Origin of the sequence: Streptomyces sp. NPDC060209 (assembly GCF_042728155.1) — a bacterium.
Lineage (GTDB): Bacteria > Actinomycetota > Actinomycetes > Streptomycetales > Streptomycetaceae > Streptomyces.
This window is the reverse complement of sequence record NZ_JBHWZS010000151.1, coordinates 1-19,891: the sequence shown is the minus strand read 5'-3', so window position 1 is coordinate 19,891 and position 19,891 is coordinate 1. Positions and strand designations below refer to the sequence as shown.

Sequence of the window (19,891 nt, the reverse complement as noted above, 5' to 3'; positions counted from 1 at the left end):
GCCACAGACACCACCGTTCACCGACGATGACCGCTGCTCAGCAGGCCGAGCGCCTACTGGCCCCCGGTGAGCGAGCCGAGGTACGCGTTCGTCTTCTCCGGCTCGAAGAAGAAGTTGTCGAAGTCCGCCGGGTCGTTGAACCCGTTGGCGAACCGGTCCGCGGCCGGCTGGAGCTGACCGGACGCGCCGATCAGGTTCAGCACGTGCTCCGGCGGCGGTCCGAGCATCGCGTTCGTCCACTTCACGACGTGCTGGGTGTTCTCCCAGTGCCGCTCGAACGTGGCCTCCATCCACTCCTCGTCGAACGGGCGGTCGCCGTGCTCGAGGATCGAGTGCAGGTAGGAGTGCGCGCACTTGGACGCGGTGTTGGAGCCCTGTCCGGTGATCGGGTCGTTGGCGACGACCACGTCCCCCACACCGAGGACCAGACCGCCGCCGGGAAGCCGGCCGACGGGCTTGCGCACGGTCGGGGCGTAACGGCCCGCCAGCGTGGCGTTGGCGTCGGTCAGCTCGACCTTGGTGGCGCGCGCGTATTCCCACGGGGTGAATTTCTCCATGAGCTCCAGCGTCTTGGCCAGGTGCTCCGAGGGGTCCTTGATGCCCTGGAAGGCGTCGAGCGGACCGCCGGGGATGCCCTCCCAGAACAGGATGTCCGCGCGGCCCGACGTCGTCAGGGTCGGCATGATGAAGAGTTCGCCGACACCCGGGACCAGGTTGCACCGCACCGCGTCGAACTCCGGGTGCTCCGGGCGCGGGCCCAGACCGTGGACGTAGGCGACGGCCAGTGCGCGCTGCGGGGCGTCGTAAGGCGAACGGGAGGCGTCCCGGCCGAACATGGAGACGAGCTCGCCCTTGCCCGCCGAGACCATCACCAGGTCGTACGTGCGGGAGAAGTAGTCGAGGTCGGAGACCGCGGCACCGTGGATGACGAGCTGACCGCCGCGCTGGGCGAAGGTCTCCATCCAGCCGGCCATCTTCACGCGCTGGTCGACGGACTGGGCGAAGCCGTCCAGCTTGCCCACCCAGTCGATGACGCGCGAGGAGTCGGGCCCGGCGACCGAGACACCGACACCCTCGATCCTCGGGGCCTGCGACTCCCAGAAGTTGAGCTGGAGGTCGCGCTCGTGCTGGAGAGCCGTGTGGAACATGCACTGCGTCGACATGACCCGGCCGGACCGGATCTCGTCCGCGGTGCGGTTGGACATCAGGGTGACTTCGTACCCTCTGGACTGGAGCCCGAGGGCCAGCTGGAGGCCGGACTGTCCGGCTCCGACTATGAGTATCTTCCGCATCGCGGTTCTCCGTTACGTGTACTGGGTGCGTCTGTCGTTAATCGGGGGCGACGTCGAGCGCGTGGCCCACCAGGGCGAGCAGCGACTCGACGACGGTGATCCTCTTACGCGCATCCATGATCACAACAGGCACGTGCGGAGGCACGGTCAGGGCCTCCCTGACATCGTCCTCCTCGTAACCGGTCGTTCCCTCGAAGTGGTTGACGGCGACGATGTAGGGCAGGCCGCAGCTCTCGAAGTAGTCGAGCGCCGCGAAGCAGTCGGCGAGGCGCCGCGTGTCGGCCAGGACGACCGCGCCGATCGCGCCGCGCACCAGGTCGTCCCACATGAACCAGAAGCGCTGCTGCCCGGGCGTCCCGAAGACGTACAGGACGAGGTCGTCGTCCAGCGTGAGGCGGCCGAAGTCCATCGCGACGGTCGTGGTGACCTTGTCGGGCGTGGCCGTGAGGTCGTCGGTCTCCTCACTGGCCTGCGTCATCAGCGCTTCGGTCTGCAGCGGGGTTATCTCGGAGACCGAGCCGACGAAGGTCGTCTTGCCCACGCCGAACCCGCCCGCGACCACGATCTTGGTCGCGATCGGCGCGCGTGTGTGGTCTAGCTGCCAGGCCTGTACCGACTCGTCGGGCCGGGCCTGCGGCCCCCGCTGACGCGGAGTGAAGAGCGGCGCCTCAGAGACGGCGGAGTCCATTGAGCACCCTTTCGAGCAGCGCGCGGTCGGGCTGGCCGGTGCCGTGACCGGTTCCGTACACGCGGATCTTTCCCTGGTCGGCCAAGTCGCTGAGCAGCACCCGGACCACGCCGAGCGGCATCTTCAGCAGGGCCGAGATCTCCGCGACCGTACGCATACGACGGCAGAGTTCGACGATGGCGTGGAGCTCCGGCATGACCCGCGAGGCGAGATTGCCGTTCGTGAGCTCGCGGCGCTCCTCCGGAGCGTCCAGCGCGGCGACGAACGTCTCGACGAGCAGGACGTGACCGAAGCGGGTCCGGCCGCCGGTGAGGGAGTACGGACGGACCCGTGCCGCCTTGCGGTCGGCACCCCTGACGGGGAGTTTTCGTACGGGTTCAGCAGCTGACGTCACTGGGTGCTCTCCATCGATTTGCGCAGCTCACTGCGGAGTTCGGGGGTGAGTACGTGTCCGGCACGGCCGACGAAGAGCGCCATGTGGTAGGCGATGACGCTCATGTCGCAGTCAGGGGTGGCGTGCACACCGAGCAGGGAACCGTCGCTGATCGACATGACGAAGACGCTGCCCTCCTCCATCGCGACCATCGTCTGCTTGACGCCACCGCCGTCCATCAGCTTGGCGGCGCCGATCGTGAGGGACCCGATGCCGGAGACGATGGTGGCGAGGTCGGCGCTGGAACCCTTGGGGCCCGTCTGCCGTCCTGCTGCTTTGGCCGTCGCGAGACCGGGGTCCGAGGAGAGCAGCATCAGCCCGTCGGACGAGACGACGGTGACGGAATGGACCCCTGGCACCTCCTCCACGAGATTGCTCAGCAACCAGTGAAGGTTCCGGGCCTCGGTGCTCAGCCCGAATGTGCTGGGCGCAGTCAACTGCGTGCCTCCTCGACTGTGTCCCCCGTCTCATCGATACGACCGTCGGTACGGTCGTGGTCGGTCTGTGGGCCGCTGTCGGTGGTCTCTGCCTCGAAATCGCGGCGGCCGTTCTTCGCGCCCTGGTGGAAACCGCCGAGGCGGCGACGCAGGGCCTCCTTGTCCAGGCTGCCCTTGCGTTCGGTGACCGGGGCCGACTGAGGTGCGGCGATCCTGGGGGTGCGCTTGGGCAGCCCCTTGTCCGTGATGCGCCCGGGCAGGGGTGCCGGGTCGGGCACCTCCTCGCCCAGTCCGGTCAGCGGCTGCCGGGGGCCCGGAAGGGCGTCGGCGGCCGGAGCGGGGGCGGGAGCCGTCGCGGGGTTCGTGTCGGCGGCACGCTCGTGACGGTCGGGTCCGATGGCGTACGGACTCGGCGCGTCCTGCTGCACGGGGAGACGGACCTGCATCGTGGTCTCGGCCTCGGACTCCTCGCGGATCCCGGGTTCGGCGACGGGGCCTGCCCCAGGGGCGGGCCCGGCGGCGGGCGCCGCGGGCTCCGGCGACGCGTGCTGTGCCGTGTCGGGCTGCGCCTCCGTGGCCTGCGGACCCGCCGCCTGCAGGGTCCGCTCCGCGGCCGCGATCAGGGGGTCTCCGGCGGGGAGGGCCGAACGGGACGGCAGCGCGTTGGAGTTGGCCTCGGCGACCGAGCCCGGGAGATTCAGCGTGGGCGCGTCCCCCGGCAGCGGCACGGGCGGCGGGGAAGCCGCGGGCGGCGCCTTGGGCAGCAGCGCCTGCGGAAGGACGACGACCGCGGTCACCCCGCTCCCCTTCTGTTCGCGCAGCTGCACCCGTACGCCGTGGCGGGCCGCCAGCAGCGAGGTCACCTGAAGACCGAGCCCGGCCCCGTCCGCGGCCTGTTCGCCCGCCTCGAAGGACGCCGGGTCGGCCAGCCTGGCATTCAGCTCGCTCATCCGGACCGCCGACATGCCGATGCCCTCGTCCTGCACGGAGAGCATCACCTCCCCGGTCTCCAGCAGCCAGCCGGAGAGCTCGACATGGGAGTCGGGCGGGGAGAAGGAGGTCGCGTTCTCCAGGAGTTCGGCGACGAGGTGACTCACGTCGTCGGCGGCGAAGCCCGCGATCTGGGCGTGCGGCGGCAGGGACTGGATGGTGACCCGCTCGTACCGCTCGATCTCGCTGACCGCGGCGCGCAGGACGTCGACGAGCGGGATCGGGCCCACGTGCCCCTGGTTGTGATCGGTCCCCGCGAGGACCAGCATGTTCTCGCTGTGGCGCCGCATGACGGTGGCCATGTGGTCCAGCTTGAAGAGGGTCGCGAGACGCTCCGGATCCTGCTCGCGCTCCTCCATGCCCTCGATGACGCCGAGCTGGCGCTCGACGAGTCCGAGTGTGCGCAGCGACAGATTGACGAAGGTGTGGTGCACCGTGTTCCGCAGCCGCTCGAGCTGCCCGGTGAGTTCCGCCACCCGGACCTGGAGTTCGGCCCGCTGGAGCGTGAGGGCCTCGCGGCCGGCGATCAGCTCGCCGCGCTCGGTCTGCATGCTCTCGAGCCGGCCGGTGACATCGTGGTGCAGCCCGTGCAGCTTGCCGTGCAGGGCGTTGATGGACCGTACGACCTGGGCGAACTCGTCGTTGCGCCCGGTGTAGCGGACCGGTTCGGCGGTCTCGGGCTCGGAGGCGATGCGGCCTGCCCCGATCCGCAGGACGGCGAGCGGCTGGGTGAGCGTGCGGGCGACGGCGGTGGAGACGCCGATGGCGACCAGCAGGCAGCCGCCGAGCAGGGCGAGACGGAGCTCCAGCGCGGTGACGTCGTCGTCGCGCAGCGCTTCCAGTCGCTTGACCTGTGCGGTGCCCAGCGCGGACTCGACTCCGCGCATGCGGTCGATCCGGGCGGAGAGCGCCGCCTCGACCTTCCCGGGGTCGGCTCCCCGGTCGGCGTCGGACAGCTCCGGGCGGTCGGTGAAGCGGGTGAGGTACTTCTCCGCGCTGGTGACCTCGGAGCCGGTGACCGTGGAGGCGAGCTTGTCCCGGGCGGAGGGCCCGGCGGCCTGGTCGAACTCGGCGAGCGAGGCGAGCTCGCGCACCCGTGCCTGCTGGGCGGCGGCGCTCAGCTCGTCACGGTTGCGGTCGCCCTCACTGTCGCCCCCGTCCTGGCTCTGGACGGGCAGACCGGTGAAGGGGTCGATCTGCTCCTGCTGCGGCTTCGTGCCGGGCACGGCGAGCGCGGCCAGCAGCAGCCCCCTGGTGGCGGAGGCCTGTTCCACGGCGCCGCCGAGGGCGAGCGGTGCCCGGGTGGCGTCGGCGGCACGCGGCGGGGTCTTCTCCGCGAGCTCGTCGGCGAGGTCGTGGAGTTTGGCGATGACCTCGGAGTACGCCTGGTACGCCTCCATCGCCGAGCCCTTGCCGGTGAGGGCGGTCCGGCGGAGCGAGGGGATGGTGGCGAGGTCCCTGCGCAGTGCGGCAGGGGCGGCCTCCCGGATCTCGTCCACCTGTTGGTCGACGCGGGCAGCGGGGCTCGTCGTGCCGTCCTTGCCGTCCTCGTCCTCACGGCCGCCCGCGATGTGGGCGGTGACCTCGTCGCGCTCGTCCGCGAGGGAGTGCGCGAGGGTGATCGCCTGCTGGTTCAGCTCCGCGAGCGTGACCAGCCGCTGGGACTCGTTGAGATCGGAGGACGCGCCGAGGGCCGCAGGGGCGCCCGCGGCGATGACGGTGATCCCTACGACCGCAACGCCGGCGACGAGCCGGCTGCGTACCCGTACGGTCCGCTTGGAGGCACCCGCCGCCTGAGGCATCGCCCCGGACTCCTCGCGCGTGCTGTCCTTGCTCCGAGGCCGCTTCTTCTGCACCGGTGCTCGCAATCTTGACTCGTCCGCCCTTGAAGCAGAGGTGACGCACGGTCACGTGAATGGACACCCCGCCCATTTGTGCGCCGTACGGCTTCCGACCATTCCAGCGCTTTTGAGAGGGGGCCGTGCATCAACCGCTCCGCCACTCGAACGAGTGAACCGCACTCCGGAGTTGGCGAACAAGTCTCCCCACAGGCGCGGCAGGGCATGCACGGACCACCGGGTGGAACTTCGGGCCAGGCTTTGGCAGTATGCCCGCCCGCATATGCACGGAGCCCTGGATTCCGCCATCGAGGGCCGCCTGACCTGCTGGTACGGTCCAACCAGGGGATCGTGCAGGCCCCGTGAAGACATCGTGCAGACTGGCCGGATGCGTATCGAACTCGCCACCGAGCCGGGCAGCCCCGAACGCCCCAACGAGGACTGGGCATCGACCGCCGTCCCTGCAGCGGGCCAGGGTGGCGCCCTCGTTCTGCTGGACGGCGTCACGCCGCCCCTGGGCAGTGACGGCTGTGTGCACTCGGTTCCGTGGTTCACCGCGCGGCTCGGAGGCGCCTTGGCCGAACTGTCCGCTTCGCGGCGGGATCTGACACTGACCGAGATCCTCTCGGCGTCCATCCGGCGCACCGCCGACACACACCGTTCCCTGTGTGACCTTTCTCACCCGCGCACGCCTCAGGCGACGGTGGTCCTGGCGCGTTGGGACCACGAGCGGGTCGAGCACCTGGTGCTCTCCGATTCGGTCCTGCTCGTCGAGGCGCCCGACGGCACGGTCCGTCCGCTGCTCGACGACCGTCTCGACCGGCTGCCGCCGGGCTCGCTCGCCTCGGAGGAGATCGCGGACGCGCGCGCACGGAACAAGGAGGGCGGCTTCTTCACGGCGGCCGCCGACCCCCTGGTGTCGTCACGCGCGGTGACCGGCGAGACCCCCCGGGCGGAGGTCCGGGCGCTGGCGGCGCTGACCGACGGGGCGAGCCGCTGGACGGAGAAGTTCCGGGAGGGCGACTGGACGGCCGCCCTGAGGGTGCTGCGCAAGGAGGGGCCGCAGGGGCTGATCGGCCGGGTCAGGGAGCTGGAGCGGGCCGACACCGACCGCGTGTACCTGCGTCGCGGCAAGACGCATGACGACGCGACCGCGCTCCTCGTCGAGCTGTAGCGATCCCCGTCGGAGACGGCCGGCACCGTCCGGCGCCGGCCGTCCGGGGCCTCACTCCTCGGCGCGCTCGTTCAAGTGGTGCAGCAGGCGCGCCAGTTCCGCCACCTCGGCCCGGTCCCAGCCCGCGAGCTTGCGGGCGTACCGGCCCCGACGGGCGTCCCGGACGCTCCGGAAGCGCGCGAGACCATCCTCCGTGAGGTGGACGAGCGAGGCGCGGCCGTCCGCCGGGTCGGTCTCCCGCGCCACCAGGCCGAGACCCTCCAGAGCCCGCAGCTGGCGGCTCATGGTCGCCTTGCCCACTCCGAAGTAGGCGGCGAGATCCGTGGCTCGCTGCCGCCCCGCCGACTCCAGCCGTACGAGAAGCCCGTAAGCCGCGGCTTCCAGATCCGGATGGACCTCGCGGGCCATTTCCCCCGAGTTGGCCCGCGCCCGGCGCAGAAAGACAGCCAGCTCCCGCTCCAGGGCGAGGAACTCATGGTCCACACCACTTCCGGCCGTCGCACCGGGTTCACCGCCGCTTCCGCTCCCGTGCACGTCAGCACCCCTCATACGCTTTCCCGCCGATGAAACTTTCTTTCAACTCCGGCCATCGCCGCAGCTGGGCCAGTATTTCGCAGGCGTAGACCTCCGGCAGTGGCCAGGCCCCCTTCCGGAGCGCGGGTCTACGTGCGTAGCTTCGTGAGTGCCGCGGATGGCATGTCCACACCACGGCGCACGCACCGCAGGAGTGTCCCGCACCCGCTCCTGGGCCATGAGCTCCCCCACCGAGCCTCGGAGGCACGCAATGCCCGTGCACAGATCCGGAACCGCAGCACCCCGCCGCCCCCACCTCTTCGCGGCAGGCACCATCCTCGCCGCCCTCGCCCTTCTGCTCGCACTGCCCGGCCTGGCGTCCGCCGCCGGCACCGCCGTCCCCGACCGGGGTACGGCGAGGATGGGTCAGGGCGTGATCGCCCATGACGGCCAGGGCGGCGGCAGCCCGACGGGCACGAACGCCGTCCAGACCGAAGGCGTGGACGTCAGCAGCCACCAGGGCGACGTCGCCTGGTCGACCCTGTGGAACAGCGGCGTGAAGTGGGCCTACGTCAAGGCCACCGAGGGGACGTACTACAAGAACACGTACTTCACGCAGCAGTACACCGGCTCCTACAACGTCGGCATGATCCGCGGCACTTACCACTTCGCCACTCCTGACACGACCAGCGGCGCCGCCCAGGCGAACTACTTCGTGGACAACGGCGGAGGCTGGTCCAGGGACGGCAGGACACTGCCCGGCGTCCTGGACATCGAGTGGAATCCGTACGGCGCGCAGTGCTACGGCAAGACCCAGGCCGGCATGGTCGCCTGGATCCGCGACTTCGTGAACACCTACAAGGCGCGCACCGGACGCGACCCCGTGATCTACACCGCGACCAGCTGGTGGAAGGACTGCACGGGCAACAACGCGGGCTTCGGCGCCACCAACCCGCTCTGGGTGGCCCGTTACAACACCACGGTCGGCGAACTCCCGGCCGGCTGGAGCTATTACACGATGTGGCAGTACACGTCGTCGGGCCCCACCGTCGGCGACCACAACCACTTCAACGGCGCGCTCGACCGCGTGGTGGCGCTCGCGAACGGCTGACCCTCGCACGACGCAGCGCCGAGCCCCGGTGACGAGCCCCAGGTCACCGGGGCTCAGCGCTGTGCCACACCCCACTATGCACTCCGCGTATACACGCTATGTATAGTCGCGCCGTGCCGCACCGCCGGTGTGTGGCCGAGCGATGGGGAAGTGACGCGCCGTGTCTGTTGTGCCCGGAAAGATGACGCCGTTCGGTTCAGGGTTGGCCGCCGCCCTGGTGACGGTGCTCACACTGACGCTCGGAGGCTGCGCGATGCAGACCACGGCTCCCGGATCCGCGCGGGCCGACGCCGCCTCCGACGCCAAGGGGTCGTTCGGGCCGGTGGACTGCCGCAAGGCCAAGTGCATCGCGCTGACGTTCGACGCGGGGCCGGCCGAGGACACCCCGCATCTCCTGGACGTACTCAAGGAGAAGAGGGTGCCGGCCACGTTCTTCCTGCTGGGCAGGAACCATGTCCTGAAGCACCCCGAGACCGTGCGGCGGATCGAGGCCGAGGGGCACGAGGTCGCCAATCACACCTGGTCGCACGAGATCCTGACCGGGAAGAAACCCGAGGAGATACGGGCCGAGCTGGAGAAGACCCAGCTCGCGATCGAGAGGATCACCGGGAAGAAGCCCCGGCTGATGCGCCCTCCGCAGGGCCGCACCGACGACACCGTCTCCGGGGTCTGCGAGGAGCTCGGGCTGTCGCAGGTCCTGTGGAGCGCGACCGCCAAGGACTACTCCACGAACGACTCCGCGCTGATCAGGAAGCGGATACTCGACCAGGCCGGCAAGGACGGAATCATCCTGCTGCACGACATCTACAAGGGCACGGTCCCCGCGGTGCCGGGCATCATCGACACGCTGAAGGAGCGGGGCTACACCTTCGTGACCGTCCCTCAGCTGATGGCACCGGCGGAGCCCGAGCCCGGCACGGTGTACCGCCCCTGACCGGCCCCGGCACGCGGAACGGCCCGCCCTCCCGAAGGAGGGCGGGCCGTCCGTACCGGCCGTCGGCGTGATGCCACGTCCGTCACAGCGTGACGCCTACGCGGCGGCCGGGATCCTGTCCTGCGCCCTGGCCGCGGCCGGCGCCAGCGCGATCTCCAGCACCTGGCGGACATCGGTGACCGGGTGGACCTCCAGGGTGTCGAGGACCTCGGCCGGGACGTCGTCCAGGTCGGCCTCGTTGCGCTGGGGGATCACCACTGTGGTGATGCCCGCGCGGTGGGCGGCCAGCAGCTTCTGCTTCAGACCGCCGATCGGCAGCACCCGTCCGGTCAGCGACACCTCACCGGTCATCGCCACGTCCGTACGGACCAGCCGCCCGGAGAGCAGCGAGGCCAGCGCGGTCGTCAGGGTGATGCCGGCGCTCGGGCCGTCCTTGGGGACCGCGCCCGCCGGGAAGTGGATGTGCACACCCCGGTCCTTGAGGTCCGCGACGGGAAGCTCCAGCTCCGCACCGTGCGAGCGCAGGAAGCTCAGGGCGATCTGCGCGGACTCCTTCATCACGTCGCCGAGCTGACCGGTCAGAGTGAGTCCGGACGCCCCGGTCTCCGGGTCGGCCAGCGACGCCTCGACGAACAGCACGTCGCCACCCGCTCCGGTCACCGCCAGCCCGGTGGCCACGCCCGGCACCGCGGTGCGGCGCTCGGCGGGGTCCTGGGCGGACTCGGGTACGTGGTGCGGCCGGCCGATCAGGCCCCGCAGGTCCTGCTCCGACACCGTGAACGGGAGGTCCCGGTCACCCAGTTCGTGCTGGGCCGCGACCTTGCGCAGCAGCCGTGCGACGGCCCGCTCCAGATTCCGCACCCCGGCCTCCCGGGTGTACTCACCCGCCAGCTTGCGCAGGGCGGACTCGTCCAGGCCGACCTCGTCCTTCTCCAGACCGGCCCGCTCCAGCTGGCGCGGGAGCAGGTGGTCACGGGCGATGACGACCTTCTCGTCCTCGGTGTAGCCGTCCAGCGTGACCAGCTCCATGCGGTCGAGCAGGGCCTCCGGAATGGATTCGAGGACGTTGGCCGTGGCCAGGAACACGACGTCGCTGAGGTCGAGTTCGACCTCCAGGTAGTGGTCGCGGAAGGTGTGGTTCTGCGCCGGGTCGAGCACTTCGAGCAGGGCGGCCGCCGGGTCGCCCCGGAAGTCCGAGCCGACCTTGTCGATCTCGTCGAGCAGGACGACCGGGTTCATCGAACCGGCCTCCTTGATCGCCCGGACGATGCGTCCCGGCAGCGCGCCGACGTACGTACGCCGGTGGCCCCGGATCTCCGCCTCGTCCCGGACACCGCCGAGAGCGACCCGGACGAACTTGCGCCCCATGGCGTGCGCCACGGACTCGCCGAGCGAGGTCTTTCCCACGCCGGGCGGACCGACCAGCGCGAGCACGGCACCGCCGCGCCGGCCGCCGACCACACCGAGCCCGCGGTCGGCACGCCGCTTGCGCACCGCGAGGTATTCGGTGATGCGCTCCTTCACGTCCTGCAGGCCCGCGTGTTCGGCGTCGAGGATCTCCTGCGCACCGCGGATGTCGTACGCGTCCTCGGTCCGCTCGGTCCAGGGGAGCTCCAGGACGGTGTCCAGCCAGGTCCGGATCCAGGACCCCTCGGGGCTCTGGTCGGAGGCGCGCTCCAGCTTCTCGACCTCCTTGAGAGCGGCCTCGCGGACGTTCTCGGGAAGGTCGGCGGCGTCGACGCGCGTCCGGTAGTCGTCGGACTCGTCCGCGCCGGAACCGGGCTCACCGTTCAATTCGGAGAGCTCCTTGCGCACCGCGTCGAGCTGGCGCCTCAGCAGGAATTCGCGCTGCTGCTTGTCGACGCCCTCCTGGACGTCCTTGGCGATGGACTCGGCGACATCCTGCTCGGCGAGGTGCTCGCCGAGCCACTGGATGGCCAGCTTCAGTCGGGCGACCGCGTCGGCGGTCTCAAGCAGCTGGACCTTCTGGGCGGTGGTGAGGAAGGGCGAGTAACCGGAGTTGTCGGCGAGGGAGGAGATGTCCTCGATCTGCTGCACCCGGTCCACGACCTGCCAGGCACCGCGCTTCTTCAGCCAGCTGGTCGCGAGGGCCTTGTACTCCTTGGCCAGCTCGGCGGCCGAGCCGGGCAGGGGGTCGGGCAGGGATACGTCGATCCGGGTGCCCTCCACCCACAGCGCGTTGCCGGGCCCACTGGTCCCGGCACCGATCCGCACCCGGTCACGGGCCCGGATGAGGGCGCCAGGGTCCCCGTCCGACAGCCGTCCGACCTGCTCCACGGTGCCCAGGACACCGGTCCCGGTGTAGTTCCCGTCGATACGCGGCACGAGCAGAACCTCGGGCTTGCCGCCCCCGGGCCGCGCGACGGCCTGGGCGGCCTCCACGGCGGCGCGCACCTCCGCGTCCGACAGGTCGAGCGGCACCACCATTCCGGGCAGTACGACCTCGTCGTCGAGCGGCAGCACAGGCAGGTCGATCGGCGTGGACGCCTTGGACGCATTGGATCCTGCAGTCATGATCTCCCCTTCGGCAGGCAAGTTGAGCTATGTGGGCTCAATGCTTGTGAGCCTTGCAATGTTCCCCATGCTGCGTTCGCTCTCAGCGATCAGCGTCCCGGCCACGCTCCCACCTGCGAAGCTCCGCGTATGGGCGAGACGACCGGCACCGAGGACAAAGGGCTCGCGGCGGACGGGACGATCCGCCGCGAGGGCTCGCTGAAACACGTACACGCGGACTTCGCCCCGGTGGTCGAAGCGGCCCGCGTCCGCATCACCGAGGCGTTCGGCCCCGAGCGGCTGCACAGCGCCTACCTCTACGGCAGCATCCCGAGGGGCACGGCCATTCCCGGCGTGTCCGACCTGGACCTGCTGGTCGCCCTGCACGACGGGCCCACCGGCCCGGACAGGGCGGCGGCGGAGGAGACCGGGGCCGCCCTGGACTCCGCCTTTCCCGTGATCGACGGCGTCGGCCTGCTCCTCTCTCCCGTCCGGACGCTGTTGAGCGAGGCGGAACGCGACGACGGGGGGTTCTTCATCGCCTGCCTGTGCACACCGTTGCTGGGCGAGGACCTGGCCGCGCGTCTGCCCCGCTACCGCCCCACATCGCTGCTCGCCCGTGAGACGAACGGCGATCTGGCGCTCCTGGTCCCCCGCTGGCGCGCCCGCGCGGCCGGTGCCACGACGGACGAGGAGCGCATGCGGCTGAGCCGGGGCGTGGCACGCCGCCTAGTCCGGTCGGCGTTCACGCTGGTCATGCCGCGCTGGGGCGGCTGGACGAGCGATCTGCACCGGTCCGCCGAACTGTTCGCGCGCCACTACCCGGACCACCCGGAGCGCGCCTCTCAGGTCCGGGCGGCCGCCGCCACGGCGCGTACCCCGTCGCCGGAGCCGGCCGTACTGGCGATGTTCATCGAGGACCTGGGCCCCTGGCTGGCCGCCGAATACACCGCGGCCCACGGCACGAAGACACCCCGCACCGGAGAGTGAGAACGCGGAAATCGGCTGGTCGGCGAGGTCCGTGACGAGGGAAGATCAGTGGCCCGCAGGAAAGACCCGGAACCACACGCCGGAGACCGGAGACCGCGCCCATGCTGCCCGCCTCGGATGCCCACCGCCCCGTCGTCCTCGACCGGCGCGAAGGGCCCTTCGGTGAAGTCGTCCTGCGCGAGCGCGGCGAGGACTTCGAGATCATCGCCAACGGATGCTTTCTGATGGACACCTCCGACGGGCGGTCCGAGCGGCTGCTGATCGACGCGGCGCTCGCCGCCCTGCCTCCCGGCCGGCCGGACCCGTCGGTGCTGATCGGCGGGCTCGGCGTCGGGTTCTCGCTGGTGCGGGCCGCCGCCCGGCCGCGCTGGGGCCGGATCGCGGTCGTCGAGCGGGAGCAGGCCATCGTGGACTGGCACCTCGACGGACCGCTCGGCCGGATCTCCGGGGCGGCCCTCGCCGATCCGCGCACCGAGGTCCTCCGTACGGATCTCGTCGCCCACCTCCGCACGACCACGGAGCGTTACGACGCACTGTGCCTGGACATCGACAACGGCCCCGACTGGACCGTCACCCAGGACAACGGGAGCCTCTATTCGCCGGCCGGTCTCGCGGCCTGCCACGCGCGCCTGACGCCCGGTGGAGTGCTCGCCGTGTGGTCCGCGCAGCCGTCCGCCGACTTCGAGGAGGCCTTGCGGAATGCCGGATTCCACGCAGTAAGGACCGAAGAAGTAGCCGTTGCCCGAGGTGTACCGGACGTGGTCCATCTCGCACTCCGGAGCAATTGAACCCCCGCCCGGTATGCACAACCCGGTCCCACCACGGATCGGGCGTCACAAGTCCGCCGATCCGCCTCCTTCCCGTGGGTAACACCTTCACGACGGACAACACCCTGCGTAGCCGAGAGGCCTCCTCTGCCTTTACGCTGCTGACCGTCACAAGGGATCACTGACGAAATCCACAAGCGATAACCGTGCCTCCGGAGGAATGGCCTCCGCGAGAACGGGCAGGGGCGGGGCGATGGAACAGACACACACCACCCACAACGGCGTCGCGGCCACCCCCGGGGCTCAGCGCCGGGTACTGGTGGTAGAGGACGACGCGACAATCGTCGACGCCATTTCCGCCCGGCTGCGGGCCGAGGGCTTCCTGGTGCAGACCGCACTGGACGGGCCGGCGGCCGTTGACGCGGCCGAGGCCTGGCAGCCCGACCTGATGGTGCTCGACATCATGCTTCCCGGCTTCGACGGCCTGGAGGTCTGCCGTCGTGTGCAGGCCCAGCGGCCCGTGCCGGTGCTGATGCTGACCGCACGCGACGACGAGACCGACATGCTGGTCGGACTCGGGGTCGGCGCCGACGACTACATGACCAAACCGTTCTCCATGCGGGAACTGGCGGCGCGGGTGCACGTCCTGCTGCGCCGGGTCGAGCGGGCCGCACTGGCCGCGGTGACGCCGCGCAGCGGCATCCTGCGCCTCGGTGAGCTGGAGATCGACCACGCGCAGCGCCGCGTCAGGGTGCGCGCCGACGACGTCCACCTCACCCCGACCGAGTTCGACCTGCTGGTCTGCCTGGCCAACACACCGCGCGCGGTGCTGTCCCGGGAACAGCTGCTGGCCGAGGTCTGGGACTGGGCGGACGCCTCCGGGACCCGTACGGTCGACAGCCACATCAAGGCTCTGCGCCGGAAGATCGGCGCCGAGCGGATCCGCACCGTCCACGGCGTCGGCTACGCCTTGGAGACACCCGCGCCATGACGCGGCCCGGCTCCGGACTGCGGCCCTTCTCGATCAAGGCCAAGCTGGGCACGCTCGTGGTGGTCTCCGTGTTCATCACGACCGGGCTGCTCATCGTCGCTCTGCGGACCAGGACCGAATTCCGGTTCATCACGGTCTTCTCGGTGATCGCCACTCTGCTGATCACCCAGTTCGTGGCACACGGTCTGACCGCGCCGCTGGACGAGATGCGTGCCGTCGCACGGTCGATCTCGCACGGCGACTACACGAGACGGGTGAGCGGCGCCGGGCGGCGTGACGAGCTCGGCGACCTGGCGCAGACGATCAACCGCATGGCGGACGATCTGGAGGCGGAGGACCGGCACCGCAAGGAACTGGTGGCCAACGTCTCCCATGAGCTGCGCACACCGATCGCGGCGCTCAGAGCCGTCCTGGAGAACGTGGTGGACGGGGTGTCCGCCGCGGATCCGGAGACGATGCGTACGGCGCTCAAACAGACCGAACGCCTGGGCAGACTGGTGGAGACCCTGCTGGACCTCTCCCGGCTGGACAACGGCGTGGTGGCGATCAAGGCGCGCCGCTTCGAGGTCTGGCCGTACCTGTCGGGCGTCCTCAAGGAAGCGAATCTCGCCGCCTCGCAGCGCCGGCTCTCCTCCGGTTCGGGCAATCACTCGCGTACCGACGTCCATCTGCATCTCGACGTCTCGCCACCCGAGCTGACGGCGCACGCGGACGCGGAACGCCTGCACCAGGTGGTCGCCAACCTGATCGACAACGCCGTGAAGCACAGCCCGCCGCACGGCCGGGTCACGGTGCTGGCGCGGCGCGGGGAGTATCCCGAGTCGCTGGAGCTCGAGGTCATCGACGAGGGGCCCGGCATCCCGGAAGCGGAGCGCCACCGGGTCTTCGAGCGCTTCAACCGCGGCCAGGCCCCGTCCCCGCACGGCCCGGGCAGCGACGGCGGTACGGGGCTGGGGCTCGCAATCGCCCGATGGGCGGTGGATCTGCACGGCGGCCGGATCGGGGTGGCCGAATCCGCCCGTGGGTGCCGCATCCAGGTCACCCTTCCGGGGGACGTACGAACGCAGGGTTGACCCTGCGTTCGAAGCGGAGGGACTCATTTCTCCTCCCGTCCGGGAAAGAGATACGGTCCAGGGGGCCGTAGCACTGGCCTCGCGTACCCGAAGGGCAGTGGAACCCTGCTTGTTTCCCGCCATTTCATGCGCCGAAACCCGGCTTCCGATGTGATGTGCACGACGAAGACCGGCCCGGCCTGCACGTAACGGCTCGGGAGGCGTAGCCTTGATTTCCGCTGTCCATCACCTTGTGAAGCGGAAGAGGGCGGTTGCCGCCGTGTCGTCTCAGTCCCCCAGTAACTCGAGCATCTCGACCGATCAAGAAGCAGGCTCCGGGTCCAACCCGGCCGCCGCTTTCGGCCCCAATGAGTGGCTCGTCGACGAGATCTACCAGCAGTACCTCCAGGATCCCAATTCGGTCGACCGTGCCTGGTGGGACTTCTTCGCCGACTACAAGCCGGGTACGTCCGGCACGGCGGACAAGCCCGTCCCCGCACCTGCGGGAGCGGTGACCCCGGCTCCGGCCGCCACCGCTACGAACACGGTGAACAACGCCGCCCCGGCCCAGCCCGCGGCGCAGGCTCCGGCCGCAGCCCCGGTGGCCCCGGCCAAGCCCGCGGCAGCCGCTCCGGCAGCTCCGGCAGCTCCGGCAGCTCCGGCGAAGGCTCCCGCCGCCCCTGCCAAGGCCGCGCCCGCGAAGGCGGCCCCGGCGCCCGTGAAGGCGGACGCCCCGGCCGAGGCCCCCGCCGGCCCGGAGTACGTGACGCTGCGCGGCCCCTCGGCCGCCGTCGCGAAGAACATGAACGCCTCCCTGGAACTGCCGACGGCCACGTCCGTCCGCGCCGTGCCGGTGAAGCTGCTCTTCGACAACCGCATCGTCATCAACAACCACCTGAAGCGGGCCCGCGGCGGGAAGATCTCCTTCACGCACCTCATCGGGTACGCGATGGTGCAGGCCCTCAAGGCCATGCCGTCGATGAACAACTCCTTCGCGGTGAAGGACGGCAAGCCGACCCTGGTCAAGCCTGAGCACATCAACCTCGGTCTGGCCATCGATCTGGTGAAGCCGAACGGCGACCGCCAGCTCGTCGTCGCGGCCATCAAGAAGGCCGAGACGCTCAACTTCTTCGAGTTCTGGCAGGCCTACGAGGACATCGTCCGCCGTGCCCGCGTCGGCAAGCTCGGCATGGACGACTTCTCCGGTGTCACCGCCTCGCTGACCAACCCCGGCGGCATCGGCACCGTGCACTCGGTGCCCCGCCTGATGCCCGGACAGGGCCTCATCATGGGCGTCGGCGCGATGGACTACCCGGCGGAGTTCCAGGGCACCTCGCAGGACACCCTGAACAAGCTGGGCATCTCGAAGGTCATGACCCTGACCTCGACGTACGACCACCGGGTCATCCAGGGTGCCGCGTCCGGCGAGTTCCTGCGCGTCCTGGCCCAGCTGCTGCTCGGCGAGAACGACTTCTACGACGAGATCTTCAAGGCGCTGCGCATCCCCTACGAGCCGGTCCGCTGGCTCAAGGACATCGACGCCTCGCACGACGACGACGTCACCAAGGCCGCGCGGGTCTTCGAGCTGATCCACTCCTACCGGGTCCGCGGTCACGTGATGGCCGACACCGACCCGCTGGAGTACCGCCAGCGCAAGCACCCCGACCTGGACATCACCGAGCACGGCCTCACCCTGTGGGACCTGGAGCGCGACTTCGCTGTCGGCGGTTTCGCCGGCAAGACGATGATGAAGCTCCGCGACATCCTCGGCGTCCTGCGTGAGTCGTACTGCCGCACCACCGGCATCGAGTTCATGCACATCCAGGAGCCGAAGGAGCGCAAGTGGCTCCAGGACCGGGTGGAGCGTCCGCGCCCGGCTCCGGAGCGCGAGGAGCAGCTGCGGATCCTGCGCCGCCTCAACGCCGCCGAGGCGTTCGAGACGTTCCTGCAGACCAAGTACGTCGGCCAGAAGCGCTTCTCGCTGGAGGGCGGCGAGTCCGTCATCCCGCTGCTCGACGCGGTCATCGACTCCGCCGCCGAGGCCCGCCTCGACGAGGTCGTCATCGGCATGGCCCACCGCGGCCGGCTGAACGTCCTGGCGAACATCGTCGGCAAGTCGTACGCGCAGATCTTCCGGGAGTTCGAGGGCAACCTCGACCCGCGGTCGATGCACGGCTCCGGCGACGTCAAGTACCACCTGGGCGCCGAGGGCACCTTCACCGGCCTGGACGGCGAGCAGATCAAGGTCTCGCTGGCCGCCAACCCCTCGCACCTGGAGGCCGTCGACCCGGTCCTCGAGGGCATCGCCCGCGCCAAGCAGGACATCATCAACAAGGGCGGCACGGACTTCACGGTCCTGCCCGTCGCGCTCCACGGCGACGCGGCCTTCGCGGGCCAGGGCGTCGTCGCCGAGACGCTCAACATGTCGCAGCTGCGCGGCTACCGCACCGGCGGCACCGTGCACGTGGTGATCAACAACCAGGTCGGCTTCACCGCCGCCCCGGAGTCCTCGCGCTCCTCGATGTACGCCACGGACGTGGCGCGCATGATCGAGGCGCCGATCATCCACGTCAACGGTGACGACCCGGAGGCCGTGGTCCGCGTCGCGCGGCTCGCCTTCGAGTACCGGCAGACGTTCAACAAGGACGTCGTGATCGACCTCATCTGCTACCGCCGCCGCGGTCACAACGAGGGCGACAACCCGGAGTTCACCAACCCACAGATGTACACCCTGATCGACAAGAAGCGCTCGGTGCGCAAGCTCTACACCGAGTCCCTCATCGGTCGCGGCGACATCACGCTGGAAGAGGCCGAGCAGGCACTCCAGGACTTCCAGGGCCAGCTGGAGAAGGTCTTCGCGGAGGTCCGCGAGGCCACCTCGGCGCCGTCCCAGCCGCATGTCCCGGACGTGCAGGCGGAGTTCCCGGTCTCGGTGGGCACCGCGGTCTCCTCGGAGGTCGTGAAGCTGATCGCCGAGTCCCAGGTCAACATCCCCGACGGCATCACGGTGCACCCGCGCCTGATGCCCCAGATGCAGCGCCGCGCCGCTTCGGTGGAGAACGGCACGATCGACTGGGGCATGGGCGAGACCCTGGCCATCGGCTCGCTGCTCATGGAGGGCACCCCGGTCCGGCTCGCCGGCCAGGACACCCGCCGCGGCACCTTCGGCCAGCGTCACGCGGTGCTCGTCGACCAGAAGACCGGCGAGGACTACACCCCGCTGCTCTACCTCTCCGACGACCAGGCCCGTTACAACGTCTACGACTCGCTCCTCAGCGAGTACGCGGCGATGGGCTTCGAGTACGGCTACTCGCTGGCCCGCCCGGAGTCCCTGGTGATCTGGGAGGCCCAGTTCGGCGACTTCGTCAACGGCGCCCAGACCGTCGTCGACGAGTTCATCTCCTCGGCCGAGCAGAAGTGGGGCCAGACGTCCGGCGTCACCCTGCTGCTCCCGCACGGCTACGAGGGCCAGGGCCCGGACCACTCGTCCGCCCGCCCGGAGCGTTTCCTGCAGATGTGCGCGCAGGACAACATGACGGTCGCGATGCCGACCCTCCCGTCGAACTACTTCCACCTCCTGCGGTGGCAGGTGCACAACCCGCACCACAAGCCGCTGATCGTCTTCACGCCGAAGTCGATGCTCCGCCTCAAGGCGGCCGCGTCGAAGGTCGAGGAGTTCACCACCGGCGGCTTCCGCCCGGTGATCGGCGACGAGACGGTCAAGGCCGAGTCGGTCCGCAAGGTCGTCTTCGTCTCCGGCAAGCTCTACTACGACCTGGACGCCGAGCGCGAGAAGCGCGGCGACACGGAGACGGCGATCATCCGTCTGGAGCGTCTGTACCCGCTGCCGGGTGCGGAGATCCAGGCCGAGATCGCCAAGTACCCGAACGCCGAGAAGTACCTCTGGGCCCAGGAGGAGCCGGCGAACCAGGGTGCGTGGCCGTTCATCGCGCTCAACCTGATCGACCACCTGGACCTGGCCGTCGGCGCCGATGTGCCGCACGGTGAGCGCCTGCGCCGCATCTCGCGTCCGCACGGCTCGTCCCCGGCGGTCGGCTCGGCCAAGCGCCACCAGGCCGAGCAGGCCCAGCTGGTCGCCGAGGTCTTCGAGGCCTGATCAGCGGCTGTACGTCACCGGAGGGCCCGGCCCCGCGAGATCTTCGCGGG

General features: G+C 70.1%; 15 protein-coding genes. 8 read left to right on the top strand and 7 right to left on the bottom strand.

The features are described from left to right. Window positions 1-53 precede the first annotated feature (53 nt). The 5 genes from ACFWFI_RS25660 to ACFWFI_RS25640 are packed head-to-tail and all read right to left on the bottom strand — an operon-like array spanning window position 54 to window position 5,696. A complete protein-coding gene (locus ACFWFI_RS25660; RefSeq protein ID WP_387394445.1) occupies window positions 54-1,292 on the bottom strand; it encodes a styrene monooxygenase/indole monooxygenase family protein in 1,239 nt (412 codons plus the stop codon). A 37-nt stretch (window positions 1,293-1,329) separates the two neighbouring features. Beyond that, window positions 1,330-1,980 carry a GTP-binding protein gene (locus ACFWFI_RS25655; RefSeq protein WP_387394443.1) on the bottom strand — a complete coding sequence of 217 codons (651 nt, stop codon included), beginning with the start codon at window positions 1,978-1,980 and terminating at the stop codon, window positions 1,330-1,332. Then, window positions 1,961-2,374, bottom strand: coding sequence for a DUF742 domain-containing protein (locus ACFWFI_RS25650; protein ID WP_103513691.1), 414 nt, complete (start codon window positions 2,372-2,374; stop codon window positions 1,961-1,963). The genes ACFWFI_RS25655 and ACFWFI_RS25650 overlap by 20 nt, the downstream gene beginning before the upstream one ends. After that, window positions 2,371-2,850: a roadblock/LC7 domain-containing protein gene (locus tag ACFWFI_RS25645; RefSeq protein ID WP_387394441.1), complete on the bottom strand. Its 480-nt coding sequence runs from the start codon at window positions 2,848-2,850 to the stop codon at window positions 2,371-2,373. The genes ACFWFI_RS25650 and ACFWFI_RS25645 overlap by 4 nt, the downstream gene beginning before the upstream one ends. Beyond that, window positions 2,847-5,696, bottom strand: a complete 2,850-nt coding sequence (locus tag ACFWFI_RS25640; protein WP_387394439.1) for a sensor histidine kinase — start codon at window positions 5,694-5,696, stop codon at window positions 2,847-2,849. Before ACFWFI_RS25640 ends, ACFWFI_RS25645 begins: the two co-directional genes overlap by 4 nt. Before the next feature lie 370 nt (window positions 5,697-6,066). On the opposite strand from ACFWFI_RS25640, the gene ACFWFI_RS25635 reads away from it, so the two are divergent. Next, window positions 6,067-6,852: a hypothetical protein gene (locus ACFWFI_RS25635; RefSeq protein WP_387394437.1), complete on the top strand. Its 786-nt coding sequence runs from the start codon at window positions 6,067-6,069 to the stop codon at window positions 6,850-6,852. 51 nt (window positions 6,853-6,903) lie between these two features. On the opposite strand, the gene ACFWFI_RS25630 is transcribed toward ACFWFI_RS25635, so the two are convergent. Next, window positions 6,904-7,401 carry a MarR family winged helix-turn-helix transcriptional regulator gene (locus tag ACFWFI_RS25630; RefSeq protein ID WP_387394435.1) on the bottom strand — a complete coding sequence of 166 codons (498 nt, stop codon included), beginning with the start codon at window positions 7,399-7,401 and terminating at the stop codon, window positions 6,904-6,906. Between the two features lie 235 nt (window positions 7,402-7,636). Here ACFWFI_RS25630 and ACFWFI_RS25625 point away from each other — a divergent pair, with 235 nt between their 5' ends. Together ACFWFI_RS25625 and ACFWFI_RS25620 are read left to right on the top strand one after the other, a co-directional pair. After that, complete coding sequence (locus tag ACFWFI_RS25625) at window positions 7,637-8,476, top strand: lysozyme (protein WP_387394433.1); 840 nt, start codon at window positions 7,637-7,639, stop codon at window positions 8,474-8,476. Window positions 8,477-8,657: 181 nt separating this feature from the next. Then, a complete protein-coding gene (locus tag ACFWFI_RS25620) occupies window positions 8,658-9,410 on the top strand; it encodes a polysaccharide deacetylase family protein (RefSeq protein WP_387394446.1) in 753 nt (250 codons plus the stop codon). 96 nt (window positions 9,411-9,506) lie between these two features. Here ACFWFI_RS25620 and lon read toward each other — a convergent pair whose 3' ends face one another. Further along, a complete protein-coding gene (gene lon / locus ACFWFI_RS25615) occupies window positions 9,507-11,945 on the bottom strand; it encodes an endopeptidase La (protein WP_387394431.1) in 2,439 nt (812 codons plus the stop codon). A gap of 129 nt (window positions 11,946-12,074) precedes the next feature. Here lon and ACFWFI_RS25610 point away from each other — a divergent pair, with 129 nt between their 5' ends. The 5 genes from ACFWFI_RS25610 to ACFWFI_RS25590 all read left to right on the top strand — a co-directional run bounded on the left by ACFWFI_RS25610 (window position 12,075) and on the right by ACFWFI_RS25590 (window position 19,841). Beyond that, window positions 12,075-12,914, top strand: a complete 840-nt coding sequence (locus ACFWFI_RS25610) for a nucleotidyltransferase domain-containing protein (RefSeq protein WP_387394429.1) — start codon at window positions 12,075-12,077, stop codon at window positions 12,912-12,914. A gap of 101 nt (window positions 12,915-13,015) precedes the next feature. After that, window positions 13,016-13,702, top strand: coding sequence for a spermidine synthase family protein (locus ACFWFI_RS25605; RefSeq protein ID WP_387394428.1), 687 nt, complete (start codon window positions 13,016-13,018; stop codon window positions 13,700-13,702). Between the two features lie 232 nt (window positions 13,703-13,934). Then, window positions 13,935-14,672, top strand: a complete 738-nt coding sequence (locus ACFWFI_RS25600) for a response regulator transcription factor (RefSeq protein WP_014154105.1) — start codon at window positions 13,935-13,937, stop codon at window positions 14,670-14,672. Further along, a complete protein-coding gene (locus ACFWFI_RS25595) occupies window positions 14,669-15,745 on the top strand; it encodes a HAMP domain-containing sensor histidine kinase (RefSeq protein WP_387394426.1) in 1,077 nt (358 codons plus the stop codon). Before ACFWFI_RS25600 ends, ACFWFI_RS25595 begins: the two co-directional genes overlap by 4 nt. A gap of 259 nt (window positions 15,746-16,004) precedes the next feature. Next, complete coding sequence (locus ACFWFI_RS25590) at window positions 16,005-19,841, top strand: multifunctional oxoglutarate decarboxylase/oxoglutarate dehydrogenase thiamine pyrophosphate-binding subunit/dihydrolipoyllysine-residue succinyltransferase subunit (RefSeq protein ID WP_387394424.1); 3,837 nt, start codon at window positions 16,005-16,007, stop codon at window positions 19,839-19,841. Window positions 19,842-19,891: the final 50 nt, after the last annotated feature.